The organism is Legionella israelensis (assembly GCF_004571175.1).
Classification (GTDB): Bacteria; Pseudomonadota; Gammaproteobacteria; order Legionellales; family Legionellaceae; genus Legionella_D; species Legionella_D israelensis.
This window is the reverse complement of sequence record NZ_CP038273.1, coordinates 1629819-1646440: the sequence shown is the minus strand read 5'-3', so window position 1 is coordinate 1646440 and position 16622 is coordinate 1629819. Positions and strand designations below refer to the sequence as shown.

The window sequence follows — 16622 nt, the reverse complement described above, 5'->3', positions numbered from 1 at the left end:
AACACTTGATCTGGGCGCTTGTCGCCCTAAATGTTACAGGAGATACTACCTTGGATATAAATCTGACATTGGTCGTTCAAATGCTGGTCTTTGCTGCATTTGTATGGTTCACCATGAAACTGGTTTGGCCTCCATTGGAAAAGGCTTTGCAAGAACGTCAGGATAAAATTGCGGATGGTTTATCGGCTGCCGAGCGTGGACGTAAAGAACTGGAACTAGCGCAACATCGTATCAATAACGATTTAAAGGAAGCTAAGGCACAGGCTGCAGAAATCATTGAAAAAGCAAACAAGCGCGCGTCACAGATTATTGAAGAAGCTAAAGAAGATGCAAAGCTTGAAGCACAGGCTCAGATGAAAATAGCTCATGAGCAATTGCTTCAGGAAATAAATCAGACAAAGGATAGTTTGCGAAAACAAGTGGCCAGTCTTGCTGTTGCCGGTGCTGAAAAAATTCTTAATAAACAAATTGATGCGAAAGCGAACAGTGCATTGCTGGATAACCTGATTGAAGAGATTTAATATGTCCGATAGCACGACGATAGCACGACCCTATGCAAAAGCCATTTTTGAGCATGCATTGGATAAAAATAAATTGCCTGAGTGGTCCAAAATATTACATGTTTTAGCAGAATCAGCCACACTGCAGGAAGCTGCTGACTTCATCTCAAATCCGGAAGCAACAGATGAGCAGCGGATTGAGTTATTAATGACAGTGGTGCGTGATAAATACTCCAATGAAAGCGACTTACAGGCTATCCACAATCTCCTTTGTCTTCTGGCGCATAATAAACGGCTGCTGCTATTACCTGATATTAAGGTTCTATATGAGATGTACAGAGCGGAGCAGGAAAAAACATTGTCAGTCGACATCGTCAGTTTTTCAAAACCGAGTGATAGCCAACTACAGCAATTGGGCAAATCATTGAGCCAGCGATTACAGCGTAAAGTCAGTTTAAATACTAAAATTGATCCATCCATTCTAGGTGGTGCGATAATTTATGCCGGTGATTTAGTTATAGATGGTTCAGTGCGGGGTAAGCTAAACAAGCTGAAAGCCGACTTGACCGCTTAATATAGAGGATAGAGTTCATGACAGACCAAGCATTAAATCCTTCTGAAATCAGCGAATTAATCAGAAAGAAAATTGAGGAATTTAAAGTTGTTTCTGAAGCAAGAAACGAGGGAACGATTGTAAGTCTTAAAGATGGTATCGTGCGTTTGCACGGTTTGGCCGACGTGATGCAGGGCGAGATGATAGAATTTCCTGGCGGTGTCTACGGTTTGGCTCTGAACCTTGAAAGAGATTCGGTAGGAGCGGTCATTCTTGGTGACTATTCAAATCTTTCAGAAGGACATAAAGGTAAATGCACTGGTCGCATTCTGGAAGTTCCTGTGGGTAGAGCGCTTCTGGGTAGAGTTGTAGATGCACTGGGTAATCCTATCGATGGAAAAGGCCCCATTAAGGCTGAAAAGATGTCTCCTATCGAAAAAGTGGCGCCTGGCGTCATTAGCCGAAAATCCGTCGATCAACCAGTGCAGACTGGCTTAAAAGCCGTGGATGCCATGATACCTATCGGCCGTGGTCAGCGAGAGTTAATCATCGGTGATAGACAAACAGGAAAAACAGCCATTGCAGTCGATGCCATTATTAACCAAAAAGGCACAGGTGTGACCTGCATTTACGTGGCTATCGGACAGAAAGCTTCTTCAATTGCGGCAATCGTACGAAAGCTTGAAGAGCATGGTGCTATGGAGCATACGATTGTAGTAGTAGCCGGTGCTTCCGATTCTGCTGCTCTGCAGTTTATTGCCCCCTATGCCGGCTGCTCCATGGGTGAGTATTTTATGGAGCGTGGCGAAGATGCCTTGATCGTTTATGATGATCTGACCAAGCAAGCCTGGGCTTATCGACAAATCTCATTATTACTGCGACGTCCGCCAGGTCGTGAAGCTTACCCTGGTGATATCTTTTATTTGCATTCCCGTTTGCTTGAGCGTGCTGCACGAATCAATGCACAAGAGGTGGAAAAATTAACGAACGGCGAAGTTGTCGGCAAGACAGGCTCTTTGACTGCACTGCCCATCATCGAAACACAGGCCGGAGACGTCTCCGCTTTCGTACCTACCAACGTCATTTCCATTACCGATGGACAGATTTTCTTGGATGTTGATTTATTTAACTCTGGTATTCGTCCAGCGATTAATTCCGGCTTATCCGTCTCGCGTGTGGGAGGGGCTGCCCAAACAAAAATCATGAAAAAACTCGGTGGTGGTACACGTCTTGCTTTGGCTCAGTTCAGAGAGTTGGAGGCCTTTGCCCAGTTTGCCTCAGATCTGGACGAGACAACCCGCAAACAATTAGAACGCGGACAGCGAATCACTGAATTGATGAAACAAAAACAGTATGCTCCATTGTCGGTAGCTGAAATGGCCGTTTCCTTGTTCATCGTTGAAAAGGGATACCTGGATGATGTGCCGGTGGCAGAAATCAGTGCTTTTGAAAAGGCTCTGCATGATTATATGCACAACACTCATGCCTCATTGCTGGAGAAAATAAATGAGTCAGGGGACTATAACACTGACATTGAGAACGAACTGAAAACGGTGGTTGAAGAGTTCAAACGCACTGGAAGCTGGTAATCAGCATTCAGGGTTCGATTTAACCTTTAAATCAAGCGCTCTCTGTTATAAGCAGACAGGGAATACATAACAGGCGAAATATAAATATGGCTGGAGCAAAAGAAATTCGTTCGAAAATTGCGAGTATAAAGAACACGCAAAAAATAACTCGAGCAATGGAAATGGTAGCTGCAAGCAAAATGCGCAAGACACAAGACAGAATGCGCGCATCCAAGCCTTATGCTACGAAAATTTATGATGTGGTGAAACACATTGCCCGAGCAGCTTCCGAATATCGTCACCCATTTATGATGGAACGTGAAATCAAACGAGTAGGACTCATTGTAATTACTTCCGATCGGGGATTATGTGGTGGGTTAAATTCAAATCTGCTGCGAGAGACTATTCGTACTATGCATACATGGCAGAGCAGCGGAAAGGAAATTGATCTTTGCGTGATAGGCCGCAAAGGACAAGCCTATTTTAAACGCGTCGGCGGACATGTTGTTGCTTCAGCGGACCAGCTCGGCGACAATCCAGGTGTGAAAGATTTGATTGGCATTATTCGTGTAATGCTGGATGCTTTTTACCAAGGTACAATCGATTCCTTACACATTATATATAATGAGTTTGTTAACACAATGACGCAAAAGCCATTGGTTAAGCAGTTATTGCCGTTACCTGTTGCCGAAGAAGAAAAGAAAACACTTGGGCATTATTGGGATTACATTTATGAACCCGATGCCAAGGAACTTTTGGATGCATTACTGGAGCGCTATATTGAATTACAGGTTTATCAGGCTGTAGTCGAAAATATTGCCTGTGAGCAAGCCGCGAAAATGATTGCAATGAAAAGTGCAACCGATAATGCCGGTGAACTAATTAATGAATTTCAATTGGCTTATAATAAAGCCCGACAGGCTGCTATTACTCAGGAATTGGCAGAAATTGTCGGTGGTGCAGAAGCTTTATAAGAGGGTTAAACATGAGTAGTCTAGGAACAGTGGTAGAAGTAATTGGTCCTGTTGTTGACGTGGAGTTCCCCCGTGATAACGTTCCCAAAGTATATGATGCCTTAAAACTGGTGGATGGTGATTTGGTTTTTGAGGTTCAGCAACAATTAGGTGATGGAGTGGTAAGGACGATTGCCATGGGAACCACCGATGGTTTAAAACGCGGTGAACAGGCGAAAAACACCGGTGAACCTATTAAAGTGCCTGTAGGTACAAAAACGTTGGGCCGAATCATGGATGTTCTTGGACATCCTGTTGATGATGCCGGTCCTGTGGAATCAGAAGAACACTGGTCTATACACCGTGAGGCGCCAAGCTATGAAGAGCAAGCTGGCAGCCAGGAAATTCTTGAAACGGGAATTAAAGTGATTGACTTGCTCTGTCCTTTTGCTAAAGGCGGTAAGGTCGGGCTTTTTGGCGGTGCCGGTGTGGGCAAGACCGTGAACATGATGGAACTCATCCGTAACATCGCCATTGAACACAGCGGTTATTCTGTGTTTGCCGGTGTCGGTGAACGTACGCGTGAAGGTAATGACTTTTATCATGAAATGAAAGAGTCAAACGTACTGGATAAAGTATCACTGGTGTATGGCCAGATGAATGAACCACCTGGTAACCGTCTGCGTGTAGCGTTAACTGGTTTGACCATGGCGGAAAAATTCCGTGATGAAGGCCGTGATGTTTTGTTGTTCATTGACAATATTTATCGTTACACGCTCGCTGGAGTTGAGGTTTCTGCCTTATTGGGTCGTATGCCATCGGCTGTAGGTTATCAGCCAACACTTGCTGAAGAGATGGGCATGCTGCAGGAGCGTATTACTTCAACCAAAACTGGCTCGATTACTTCTATTCAGGCGGTGTACGTTCCTGCCGATGATTTGACCGATCCTTCGCCGGCAACGACTTTTGCTCACCTCGATGCGACCGTTGTACTGTCACGACAAATTGCTGAGCTTGGTATTTATCCTGCTGTGGATCCACTGGATTCAACCTCCCGTCAGCTGGACCCTCTGGTTGTCGGTGAGGAGCATTACAGTATAGCTCGTCGTGTGCAACAGACTTTACAGCGTTATAAAGAGTTGAAAGACATCATCGCCATTCTTGGTATGGATGAGTTATCCGAAGATGATAAACGTGTCGTTACTCGTGCCAGAAAAATACAGCGTTTTCTCTCACAGCCCTTCTTTGTTGCCGAAGTATTTACCGGAGCACCCGGTAAGTATGTGCCTTTAAAGGAAACCATCAAAGGCTTCCAGGCTATTCTCTCTGGTGAATACGATGATCTTCCTGAGCAAGCTTTTTACATGGTTGGCAGCATTGAGGAAGCCGTTGCAAAAGCCAAAACTTTATGAGGCAAGATGATATGGCAATAACTACACACCTGGATATTGTTAGTGCTGAAAAAGAGATTTTCTCCGGTGTTGTCGAAATGGTGGTGGCTACCGGTGAGCTGGGCGAGTTGGGCATAGCGCCTGGACATGCTCCATTGCTTGCTGTACTTAAACCCGGTGAAGTTCGGGTGACTCTCCCCGGAGGACAGCAGGAAGTGTATTATATTTCTGGCGGAATGCTTGAAGTACAACCTTTTTATGTCACGGTACTGGCCGACACTGCAGAAAGAGCTGCGGATCTCGATGAGGCAGCGGCCATTGCTGCCAAGAAACGCGCTGAAGAAGCCATCGCCAACAAAAATGCTGAAATTGATTATTCTACGGCTGCGGCAGAACTTACCCGCGCTGTGGCCCAGATACGCGCTATTCAAAAATTACGTAAAAAAATCAAATAGGGGGAAGAAAATTCTGTGGACGATATTCATCGTCTGCAGTGTTTTTTATCTATTCTCCTTGTCTTTGCTGAAATGCTGAATGATTTAAATTGATAGCCCAACCCCTATGTCGAAAATCTGACTTTGCCTGAGATTTTGAAATTGAGGTGAATAGATAGTAATCTGCATAACAATCAATAACCATTTGAAGTAAGATTCTAAAATGACAAACGTTCTATTGGAACAAAAACCTTTAACGGAATTTACAGAAAAGGCGTATCTGGATTATTCCATGTACGTGATTCTCGATCGCGCTTTGCCCCATATTGCTGATGGCTTGAAGCCTGTGCAGAGGCGGATCATTTACGCCATGTCCGAGCTCGGATTGAAAGCCACAGCAAAATATAAAAAATCAGCGCGCACCGTAGGTGATGTTTTAGGTAAGTTTCATCCACATGGCGATACGGCTTGTTATGAAGCCATGGTACTCATGGCTCAGCCTTTTTCTTATCGCCATCCCTTTGTAGATGGGCAGGGAAACTGGGGTTCTTCTGATGATCCGAAATCCTTTGCAGCCATGCGTTATACAGAAGCTCGCTTGTCAGCTTATGCTGATATGCTTTTAGCTGAGCTACAGCAAGGTACGGTAGATTGGGTTGATAATTTTGATGGCAGTTTGCTGGAGCCTTCATTGCTGCCGGCGCGCCTTCCTAATGTCCTTTTAAATGGAGCCACAGGAATTGCAGTGGGGATGTCTTCTGATATTTTACCTCATAATCTAAAAGAAGTGGTCAATGCCTGTATTCATCTACTGGATCACCCTGATGCAGATGTAGCTGCCCTGTGCTCTTACATTAAAGGCCCGGACTTTCCTACCAAAGCAGAAATAATAACGCCTGAAAGAACGATTCAATCGATGTATGAATCAGGCACGGGTTCTATCAAAATGCGGGCTGTTTACACGCAGGAAAAAAATAATATTGTGATTCACGCTCTTCCCTATCAAGTCTCAGGGGCCAAAATCATCGAGCAGATAGCTGCACAGATGCAGGCTAAAAAATTACCTATGATTGAAGATCTGCGTGATGAATCCGATCATGAACATCCTACTCGCCTGGTGATCATTCCTAAATCCAATCGAGTGGATACAGCAGCCATGATGTCACATTTGTTTGCAACGACCGATCTGGAAAAAAGCTATCGCGTTAACTTCAACATGATAGGTCTTGATGGCAAGCCGCAGGTGAAAAATTTATTAACCATTTTAAAGGAATGGTTACAGTTTCGCCTTACAACCGTAAAAAAACGTTTGCAACACCGCTTACAAAAGGTGTTGGAACGAATACATGTGCTTGAAGGTTTAATCATAGCTTACTTGAACATCGATGAAGTGATAGCCATTATACGCGAACATGATGAGGCAAAACCTGTGCTAATCTCTCGCTTCAATCTGAGCGAATGTCAGGCAGAAGCTATTCTTGAGATGAAATTAAGGCATTTGGCAAAACTTGAAGAATTCAAATTAAAAGCGGAGCTTGATGATTTATCCAGTGAGCGCGACAGGCTACAGGCGACGCTTGCTTCTGAGCAAAAACTTAAGCAACTGCTCAAGAAAGAAATTATCGAGGATCGCGAGCGTTTTGGCGATGACAGGCGCTCACCTCTGATTGCACGAGAGGAGTCCCAGGCTTTACGAGAAGAGGACATCCTGCCGAATGAGACCATTACCGTTGTTTTATCGCAAAAAGGCTGGGTACGCGCCGCAAAAGGCCACGACATCGATGGTCGAGAGTTAAGTTATAAAGCAGGTGATGAATTTAAAACACAAACTCCAGCCCGCACCAATCAGCCCATTTTGTTTTTTGATAGCGAGGGCAAAGTGTATTCCTTGCCAGGACACGCGCTACCTTCCGCTCGTGGTCAGGGAGAGCCGCTAACCGGTAAGCTTAATCCTTCCGACGGTATGTTGTTTGAAGCTTTAATCAGCGGTCAGCCTGGAAGAAGAATTTTGTTGGCCAGTGATGCAGGCTATGGCTTTGTTGCTCGGACAGAGGATTTATATGTAAAAAATCGTAATGGCAAATCTTGCATCAAATTGCCGGAAAACAGCCGAATTTTAATGCCCCGATTGGTGCCTGAAAATGATGAGGTATGGATTGCCTGTGTGAGCAATGTAGGCCGGCTGCTGGTATTTTCGCTAACGGAATTGCCAGAACTTTCCAGGGGAAAGGGAAATAAACTGATCAATATCATTTCGGCAAAAGCCCGTTTAAGAGAAGAATATGTCGTGGATGTTCAGTTAATGAGTCTAAAGGATACGCTAACAGTCCATGCCGGCAAGCGCCACTTCAGTCTTAAGGAGTCGGACTTACGACATTATCGCGGAGAAAGGGGACGGCGGGGAAACAGGCTTCCACGCGGATTGCAAAACGTAACGTCTTTGCAAGTGAGCACTAAGGAATAACCCTTCCCACAGTGCTGTGAGGGAGTTTATACGCTTTCAAGCAACTTAAGGAATTCTTCCTTCTGCTCGGGAAGCAATTTTGCAAGCGGCAAGGTGGCCTGAGCTCCTGCACGATAAAGATTTGTGATATCGGGCTCCATTAAAGCCTGCAAATGCAATTTAACGGTTTGAATATCGCCGCGCGAAATGGGTCCTGTCAAGGCATCTTGAGCGCACTCGCTTTGTGTAAGATTATGCAGACTGCTTTGCATCAAACGGCAAATCATGGCATAAGCCTGATTTTGCTGAATTCCCGTTTGTTGCATGAGCCGTGTAGCCATCTCAGCCAAAGTTACCATGTAATTGGAAGATAAAACAGCTGCTGCATGGTAAACGGTTTTGCCTTCTGCAGAAATAAAATGAATACGGGCGTTAAGTTGTTGCAGACAAGTCGTTAACCAGTCCAAGGGCTTAGCGTCTCCTTCCAACACGCAATCCACCTGATAAAAACTGTCTGATTTCAATTCTCCCTTTTTAAAGGCTTTCAAGGGGTGCAGGCTGGCTACAGAGCAGCCTGTCGACTTGAAAGGAGATAAAATGCTTGAAGGCAGTACACCGCTACAATGGATGATAAAACCATGTTGAATTTGTGCGATATTGGCATCAATAAGTTGATTGACCATACTCGGCAGAACATCATCTGGAACCGTAAGAAAATAAGCATCGGCAGCTGGTAAGTCTTTTAAGCTCAAAACCGGTTGTCCTTCCCCCAACATTTCAACGGTTTGTCGTGTGCTTTCAGGATGCTGGTTATATAGGCCGCCAATCTCGATGAGTTTGGCTGTCTTGAGTGCCAGGGCAAGGTTTTTACCCAAACGGCCAGCACCTATGAAGTTGCATTTTATCATTTTATTATCAGGCCGGAGCGGGTTACAAATGGATTTTCCACCAGTTTCATGGATTGTTTTTCTCGGAAATGGATTGTTTTTTTTTCCGTTTTGTTGCACGATGAAATTTCGTCTAACGATCAGGATGATACTATGAAAAAACAAATGGTTTCATTTTTTATCACATGGGCATCTGTTTCGACAACCTTCGCAGCTTCTGAAAGCATTGTTTGGGGAGAAGTGAGCCAGACTTTACCCCAGTTTAAGCAAGCCAGTCCTTCAGTCAAGCATGGTTTATTAAAAGCCGTGCCTAATATACAACAAAATGACTATCAATTAAAGCTTCAGCAAGCACATGAGAATAAAGGCAAGCATGCCAGGTATCAAATTTATTATAAAGGTATTCCGGTATGGGGCTATCAACTGATATTTCATTCCAAAGCAGGTCTTAAAGATACCGTTACAGGTACCAATATTACCGGTATAGAAAAGGATATTAAAAGCCTGGATCCAGCTTTATCAGAAGAAACCATTGAAAAAAAGATTCTCTCTTCAGTAAAAGAGCCGATTAAATATAAAACCATCGATAAAATTATTTTTATTGATAGAAGTGAAAAAGCGCATCTGGCTTATCACCTTTCCTTTTATACGCACAGTAAAACATTGCCTATAAAGGCTCCGAATTACATCATTGATGCCAACAATGGTGAGATTTTGAAACAATGGAATGCCATTCGTTATGAAAAGATAGGCCAGGGACTTGGCGGTAACGCATTTCCTCTCCCCTATCGTATGGGAATGTTTCAGCACGGGGACGCCCTTCCTGGCTTGCCCTCTTTAGGTAAATTTGATGTCATGCTTAAAGATGGCCGATGTATCGTTAAAACTCCGGACATCAAAGTCATTAACTTGCAAAACTTAGAACTCGGGTATGAAGCTTTCCCCATCAGCACAGCGGATGAAGAGATATATAAATTGCATGCTTTTTCCTATCCCTGTAATGAGGAAAGTTTATATTTAAATTATGCAGACGATACGTCGGGCCCCGTCAATTATTCCTTTTCTCCGGTGAATGATACCATGTATTTTGCAGCGCAAACCTTGGAGATGTATCAAACACTCTATGGTGTTGATAAACCGATAGGTGATGATTTGCCTTTAAGGGCGTACACCCATTTGGGAGGAATGGACAATGCTTTTGCCATACCTACCATTCGTTATAATGGCCAGCTGCTGGCTCATCAGCAAATTGTGATTGGTAATGGAGATATTTTTCTTACAGCTCCAGCACAAGCTGTTATCGCCCATGAATTATCGCATAACTTTACTGAAATTCACTCAGGTCTTTTTTATGAAGGTCAATCGGGAGGCATCAACGAATCATTTTCTGATATGGCAGCCATTGCACTACAGGATTATTTAAGTCGCAGTTACTCATGGTACTGGGATGGAGAAGACTGGACCATTGGTCGCGAAGCAGTGATAGGCGCTCAGCCTTTGCGTTATATGGATGATCCTACGAAAGATGGTATGTCTATAGCCCATGCCAGTGATTATACGGATGATTTGAATGTGCATTTCAGTAGTGGAGTATTTAACAAGGCCTTTTATCTGCTGGCACATAAACCAGGCTGGTCTGTCCAGCAGGCGTTTCAGGTGATGGTTGATGCCAACATGAATTATTGGTCCCCTATTGCCTATTATGATTTTGCCGCTTGTGGAGTGATACAGGCAGCAATCGATCGTGATTTGGATAAAACGGCGGTGATGGATGCTTTTGCAGAAGTGGGTGTCAATTGCCCTATGCATAAAAATTAAGCCCTGAGCCTGTCATCTTATAAGGAGCAAGATGACAGGTTAAAGATAATTCTTATCATTTGTGTATACACTTGAGTCTTTTTTGTAAATTTTTATGCCTTAGGCAAAAAAATGATATAATGAATTGTTTTGATTTTTCAAGGTAAATTCATTATGCCTTATTTTCTTGAAGGTAAAGCCCAAGAGCTCTTTTCCGCTTTTAATTTAGGCTGGCTCGTAAAACAAAGTGAAAAAAGTCCAGAAAAAATTGATGAGGATATCGAGAAGGATATTCCTCGCTCTGACTTGTTTGCCACCTCCGAAAATATAAAGACATTTGAAAAAACATGGAAAGATCAGTCAAATGAAGCTCGTCAATATTACTCGCAGGGAGATATGTATGGCGCTAATCTACGTCTGATTTTAGGTGAACATCCTTTTTTTCAGGAGAAAAAAGAAACAATAGAGGAATATCATCCGCAGCTCGTAAAGATTAATTTTGCTTATTTTGATGATGACAATGAATTAAAGAGCTTTGCTTTGGTTTATAGGAAGGATAAACCTCATGAGTGGTTAATGGCACTTGCCACAGATGTGACAAAAGCTCCAAATGAACGGAAGCTCTTTTTTTTAAAAAGTTCCGAGTTTAGCCCCAAGCATCCGGCATCGAAAAAAGTGAACGTCAAAAGCAATCCTTTGCTTAAGCATGTTCATTCAGATCTGATAAAAGGTTTTATATCTCGCCTGATTGATAAAAAAAATTGCATTAATTTAAATAGTGAACGCATACAGTTTTTTATAGCGACATCATCTTCAAATCGAGCAATAAGAGGTGAATATAATCAATATATCGAAGATTCTGAGTTAACGCTTGATATCATTTTTAAGCCTTCTCGCGCTTTGGATATTTTGCTCAATTTGCCTAGCAATGGCAGAGTATATCACCCTTCTTTGTTTGAAGACTGCCTTGATCAAAATTCTGCGATAGCACAACGATTAATAAAAGCGAAAGAAGAAAACCGCGATCACCATTACATGTTATTACTGATTGCCTTGTATGAATCAGGTACTCATGAGAGACACCAGGCGCTTCTGAAAGACAATGATTTTATTGCCAGGTTTAGCTCAGTCAGTTACAGCTATGAACACCTGCTGGAATGCCTTAAGGATGAAAGTAAGTTTGGCCTCTTGCGGTTTTTGATGCAGTCATCTTTATTTAATTCTATCTATAGTAAATGGGAAAAGAGAAGGGACGATAATGAGCTTTTTCATCGGCTGCAAACCATTTCAGAGTTGGAATGTGATAATCGATGGATTGTGGATGTCCTCTGTCTGTTAGCCTTCGAGGCTCCACTGGACAAAAATAAAATAATTTGGCTGCAGGAGATTTTTCTTTCTTATGCAGAAGATCTGGAGCGTATTTTTAAAGACAGTTCAGTCTTTGTTGATTTATTGTCAAAGCTGCCAGGTGAGGCAATCGAGGAAAAGATAAACTTCTGGACTCTTTTTTTTAAAGAAATTCTTAATTATGAAAAAAAACTCCTACAATATGGCAACCCGGAAATTATTTATCCAACCATTAGATTTTGTTTGGAACATAATTATGAAGATTTTGATCTTTTGATATTGTGTCAAGATGCGCAGAAACTGCGTGTTTTAGGCCTTTTGTTGGATTCCAAGGTTAAGCCTGATTTATATAAGCTTTGCCTGACCACAGAGGTATACAGAACCACTGTTCTGTTATTGAGCGATTTGGGTTATAAAGAGGCAATTGAAGGCATTGTCGAGTCTGATAGCAGTTTCTACACATTAGAGAAAATCCATCAGCTAAAAAATGAAAAAGCTAAAACAATATGCATGTATTTTTTCGTTAATGATTTGCTCGTCAAGAATTTTGATATCATTCTTAAGCGTTTGAATGAAGAACCTGAGCTTGCTGATACTGTGGTTAAGTTAATCAAAGCGAATAAGTATTTACCGAATGAATTGATAGATATCATAAACTCTCCATTAGAAGCAAAAAAAGAATGTTTACTTCATTTTTTTGATAAATTCGACTTAGCGGCCTATTTCGAGGAAGAAGATTTTTCCACCTTTAAAAATGCCGCTTTTTCAGTAGAGGATATAACGGCATTGAAGCAGTCCTTTGCTTATTTAAGTAACGTCGTCAATATTAAAGATAAAAACATTTATTCCAGATTACTAAAAATAGAAGAGGGTAGAGAGCTGCGTCTGCTCATCCCTTTAATGAAGGGAGTGCCCTGTCTTGAGGACTCAGGCAATACAGAAAAATTGCTTTCCGTTTTGTTGACATATTTGACGGGTGAGAAAACTTATCAAAACCTTTATGAGGAAATAAATAAGTTTCAAAATACGGACTTACAGAACGTAGCGCGCGAGTTTCTCTACCGCTTAAAAATAATAAAAATTTTAGAGGACCTTGAATTAAACAATGAGGTTGTGAAGCTTGCTGCTCAAAATACCCCAAAAGCAACTCTTCTTCGCGAGGTGATCACACGGGTCGAAGATGAATGGGAACAACTTAAAGAGCGGTCAAAAGATGATCCTCATAAAACTCAGGAGCTCGAAAAAGTTGAAGACGGCTACCGTAAAGATGTCTATCAAGCCGTTTATAATAAAACGATAGATAAAAAAGCAAACCTTGAAGAAGAGATTAAATCGGCTGAAGAAAAAGTCCAAGTGGCTGTCAATATCGACCGTCACCCGGATTTGAGAAAAACAATGAAAGTGATTGCCAATATATTAACCGTCGTATTTACGGCCTTTATTGCCAATGCCCTGCATAAACAAGAAACAGGTAGCTACTGGTTTTTCTCACGCCCTCAATCCGCTGAAGATATCCACGCTCTTGGCAAAGATATTCAAAAAATGGCGGCACCTGGCGCATGAAGCCGGCTGGTTTAATCCTGGCTTTAATGCTGGTTTTTCTGGAATGGATGGATTTCAGCCTTTATCTCTATCTGGCCAAATCAGTGTTTGCCGTACAATTTTTCCCTGCCAGCTCCCAAAGCTTAATGTTAAGCTTTGCTGTCTTTGCCGCCGCCTATCTTGCCCGTCCTTTGGGCGGCTGGATGTTTGGCCGAAGCGCCGATAGAAGCGGTAGGCGAAAACCCATGATGTATTCAGCGGCTTTAATGGGAGTATCCACCTTAGGGATTTGTTTTTTACCCGAGTATGCCACGATTGGCATCTGGGCGGCCTGGGGGCTGCTGTTGCTTCGAGTCGGGCAAGGGCTTGCTCTGGGAGGAGAAATGAACACTTCCGCCATGTTTCTCGTGGAACATTACCCTCAACATCGTTTGTTTGCCGGCTCCCTGATGGCCATAGCCGGTGCAATAGGCATGTTCGCAGGCGCAGCGCTTGCTGCTTTGCTGCAATGGCTTAATGTTCAGCAGATCTGGCGGCTAATGTTTGCTTTTCTGGGATTTCTCTCATTAATGACATGCTGTCTGCGTAAACAATTGGAGGAATCACCGGAATTTTTAGAGGATTCGTCCATTTTACACCAACACTGGGCTTTTTATTGGCAAGGCATCTTGAATATTGCGGTAGTCGCTGCTTTTGTCAGTGTTTTCGTCTATGTGTGCAATGTACTTTGGGTTTCCTTTGCTATCGATATGAAGTTGATGACGAAAAATCAATGCATCTGGGCTGGGGCTCTCGCCCAACTGACCTCAGCATTGCTGGCAATGCCGATCGCCTTTTTGAATAAAGACCAACAAGTCAGTCGACTGCTTAAGTTAGCTATGCTGCTGATGATTTTTGTCGCCCCTGCTTTGTTTTACAGCACGGCTTATGGCAATGTGTTTTTCGTGTTTGTCTTTTTAAGTAGTTATGCCTTGGTGAATGCGCTTGTCTGCGCTTCCATGTATTATTTTCTTTATTTACAGCTGCCTGTACATATTCGCTGTACCGGTGTCTCTTTAACCTGGGGGTTGGCCGCAAGCGTTGGTGCAGCCTCCTTGCCAATAGCTCAACAGGCCATCATGCAGGGAAAATACTGGTTTCCGCCTTTAATCGTCAGTGCAATCGCTTTTGCTGCATGGAGTGTGGTACAGCGAAATGAACTTCTTGTTCCCAGGGCCATGGAGAAAAAAATAACGGCTTAACCCCCTTTTGAAATTAAAGAGCATATTTTTTGCGCATTGTTGGTAAAAAGCCAGTTTATCTCTCTTTTAACCTCCCGATACAATGAAAAGCGAGAGTCAATCATCCCGACTCCTACATGTTGATTTGCCGATTGCACTTGCCGGATTAATTTATTGGTTAACAACAGATAATGCCCGGCAACACCTCCATAGCCTCTGTCAATGCTTAGCTGGCAAAATTCTTTGGTGTTGTTGCTCATGGGCACTAAAATCATGGCTTTTCTGGGAATGGTTTGCAGGGAAGAAAAAACGGCCTCATCCAATGACAGCAGATGATAATGTTTACAGGGGGTAAGTGGCTTTAATGCTTCAACCAGCTCTTTTTCTGCATTAAACGGAGTTTTTAGCTCAATAAAGAGATGAAGCGATTGGCCATAGCGAGCAATAACCTCGGACAATAAAGGAATAGAAGGTTCCAGCTGACGGAGTTCATTAAATAATAGATCTTTGATAGCGATATTATGCTTCCAAAGGCGCTTGAGTGTGGAGTCATGATTTATCACCAGTTTTTCATCCGCAGTAGCGCGAATGTCGAATTCTATGCCCCAACAGCCCAGGAGTTCTGCTTGTTTAAACGCTGCATCGGTATTTTCAACAATGCCTGAAAGCTTGTGATGAGCGCCTCGATGAGCAATGATTTTGCTTTTTTTTAAAGCGTCTATGTCAGGTTTTGCTCTCGGAATAGTGGCATACCAGTAATCAACCATTTTTTCAGCACAGGAAAGCAGAACATTCATTCCATAACACATGTTTTGATGTGAGCGTAGTTTCATCTTAATGAATGAAGGAAGATTAGTCCATCATGCTCGACAAAAAGAGAATAAAGAGCCTTAGCTGATGATTTTTAATGAGCTTATCTGCTTATCTTTAAATCAAATTTCGCCGCTCCAGACTTGGGGTTTTGTTGAAGTCTTGCTATAGTCAAGTCGTTTTTCTTATTGAGATATCCAATGACCATTATTACGACCAATCTGCAATATGCCATTGATGATTTGCAACGTGGAAAGCCGGTTGCCATTCCTACTGAAACGGTTTATGGACTTGCTGCCTTAATCAATAATGAAACCGGAATTTCTTCAGTATTTGCGATGAAAAAACGGCCATTGAATCATCCCTTAATTGTACATGTGGAAAAAAATGAGGATTTAAGCAAGTGGGTGGCTTATCTGCCCGATTATGCTAAAACATTGATGCAAGTCTTTTGGCCAGGTCCTTTAACATTGGTCTTTCGTGCTAAGGAGGATCGCTTTCACCCTTTAATTACTGCAGGACAAAATACAGTTGCTATTCGCAGTCCAGACCACCCGCTGACTCAGGAATTACTCAAATTGCTGGAAGTGCCTCTGGTGGCTCCTTCTGCCAATCCTTTTGGTAAAGTCAGTCCGACCACAGCCGCCCATGTCCAGCAGTCTTTTCCAGATCAGTCACTGACCATTTTAAACGGTGGGCGTTGTCAGGTGGGGATTGAATCCACCATTATTGACGCTACGAGCGAAGAAGGTTATGCGATTTTAAGGCATGGTATTATTAACGAAAAGGAATTGATGAAGGTATCGTCAAAGCTTATCGATCAACCCGACAATACGATACGGGTTCCAGGGAAACTGGCGAGTCATTATCAACCGGAAAAAACCTTATATTATTTCAGCAATAAAGAAACGCTGAATGCTTTTTGTCAGCAGCATTCTGAACAGGTCTTTGTTATTGCCCAATCTAAGCCTTCCACGGTGAGTCATGCACATTTTTCCTCTTTTCCTCATGCACCGCAAAAAGCCGCATATGAGCTATATTATCAATTAAGAGAAGCAGATTTATCCGACACATCATGTATAGCGATCGAGCTCCCTCCAGACTCAGTAGAATGGAAAGGGGTCGTTGAGCGCATCAGGAAAGCAGGTGTTCCATTTTCTGTGGAGGAGGGTTAAAC

13 protein-coding genes are annotated in these 16622 nt (G+C 42.8%); 11 read left to right on the top strand and 2 right to left on the bottom strand.

The window, feature by feature from the left end:
- Window positions 1–50: 50 nt before the first annotated feature.
- The 7 genes from E4T55_RS07330 to parC all read left to right on the top strand — a co-directional run bounded on the left by E4T55_RS07330 (window position 51) and on the right by parC (window position 7863).
- Window positions 51–521, top strand: coding sequence for a F0F1 ATP synthase subunit B (locus E4T55_RS07330; protein ID WP_058503072.1), 471 nt, complete (start codon window positions 51–53; stop codon window positions 519–521).
- A 1-nt stretch (window position 522) separates the two neighbouring features.
- Window positions 523–1074: a F0F1 ATP synthase subunit delta gene (locus E4T55_RS07325; RefSeq protein ID WP_058503071.1), complete on the top strand. Its 552-nt coding sequence runs from the start codon at window positions 523–525 to the stop codon at window positions 1072–1074.
- Window positions 1075–1091: 17 nt separating this feature from the next.
- Window positions 1092–2642 carry a F0F1 ATP synthase subunit alpha gene (gene atpA / locus E4T55_RS07320; protein WP_058503070.1) on the top strand — a complete coding sequence of 517 codons (1551 nt, stop codon included), beginning with the start codon at window positions 1092–1094 and terminating at the stop codon, window positions 2640–2642.
- An 86-nt stretch (window positions 2643–2728) separates the two neighbouring features.
- Window positions 2729–3595 carry a F0F1 ATP synthase subunit gamma gene (atpG, locus tag E4T55_RS07315; protein WP_058503069.1) on the top strand — a complete coding sequence of 289 codons (867 nt, stop codon included), beginning with the start codon at window positions 2729–2731 and terminating at the stop codon, window positions 3593–3595.
- An 11-nt stretch (window positions 3596–3606) separates the two neighbouring features.
- A complete protein-coding gene (gene atpD, locus E4T55_RS07310; protein WP_058503068.1) occupies window positions 3607–4986 on the top strand; it encodes a F0F1 ATP synthase subunit beta in 1380 nt (459 codons plus the stop codon).
- An 11-nt stretch (window positions 4987–4997) separates the two neighbouring features.
- Window positions 4998–5420, top strand: coding sequence for a F0F1 ATP synthase subunit epsilon (locus E4T55_RS07305; RefSeq protein ID WP_058503093.1), 423 nt, complete (start codon window positions 4998–5000; stop codon window positions 5418–5420).
- A gap of 202 nt (window positions 5421–5622) precedes the next feature.
- Window positions 5623–7863, top strand: a complete 2241-nt coding sequence (parC, locus tag E4T55_RS07300; protein ID WP_058503067.1) for a DNA topoisomerase IV subunit A — start codon at window positions 5623–5625, stop codon at window positions 7861–7863.
- Between the two features lie 26 nt (window positions 7864–7889).
- On the opposite strand, the gene E4T55_RS07295 is transcribed toward parC, so the two are convergent.
- Window positions 7890–8750 carry a Rossmann-like and DUF2520 domain-containing protein gene (locus tag E4T55_RS07295; protein ID WP_058503092.1) on the bottom strand — a complete coding sequence of 287 codons (861 nt, stop codon included), beginning with the start codon at window positions 8748–8750 and terminating at the stop codon, window positions 7890–7892.
- Window positions 8751–8882: 132 nt separating this feature from the next.
- On the opposite strand from E4T55_RS07295, the gene E4T55_RS07290 reads away from it, so the two are divergent.
- The 3 genes from E4T55_RS07290 to E4T55_RS07280 all read left to right on the top strand — a co-directional run bounded on the left by E4T55_RS07290 (window position 8883) and on the right by E4T55_RS07280 (window position 14656).
- Complete coding sequence (locus tag E4T55_RS07290) at window positions 8883–10547, top strand: M4 family metallopeptidase (RefSeq protein ID WP_058503066.1); 1665 nt, start codon at window positions 8883–8885, stop codon at window positions 10545–10547.
- Window positions 10548–10700: 153 nt separating this feature from the next.
- Window positions 10701–13436 carry a hypothetical protein gene (locus tag E4T55_RS07285; RefSeq protein ID WP_131780734.1) on the top strand — a complete coding sequence of 912 codons (2736 nt, stop codon included), beginning with the start codon at window positions 10701–10703 and terminating at the stop codon, window positions 13434–13436.
- Window positions 13433–14656, top strand: a complete 1224-nt coding sequence (locus tag E4T55_RS07280) for an MFS transporter (protein ID WP_058503064.1) — start codon at window positions 13433–13435, stop codon at window positions 14654–14656. The genes E4T55_RS07285 and E4T55_RS07280 overlap by 4 nt, the downstream gene beginning before the upstream one ends.
- Here E4T55_RS07280 and E4T55_RS07275 read toward each other — a convergent pair.
- On the bottom strand, window positions 14653–15432 hold the full coding sequence (locus tag E4T55_RS07275) for a glycerophosphodiester phosphodiesterase (protein WP_058503063.1): 780 nt from the start codon (window positions 15430–15432) through the stop codon (window positions 14653–14655). The genes E4T55_RS07280 and E4T55_RS07275 overlap by 4 nt on opposite strands.
- Window positions 15433–15645: 213 nt before the next feature.
- Between E4T55_RS07275 and E4T55_RS15190 the strand changes: the two genes are divergently transcribed.
- Window positions 15646–16620: an L-threonylcarbamoyladenylate synthase gene (locus E4T55_RS15190; protein ID WP_058503062.1), complete on the top strand. Its 975-nt coding sequence runs from the start codon at window positions 15646–15648 to the stop codon at window positions 16618–16620.
- Window positions 16621–16622: the final 2 nt, after the last annotated feature.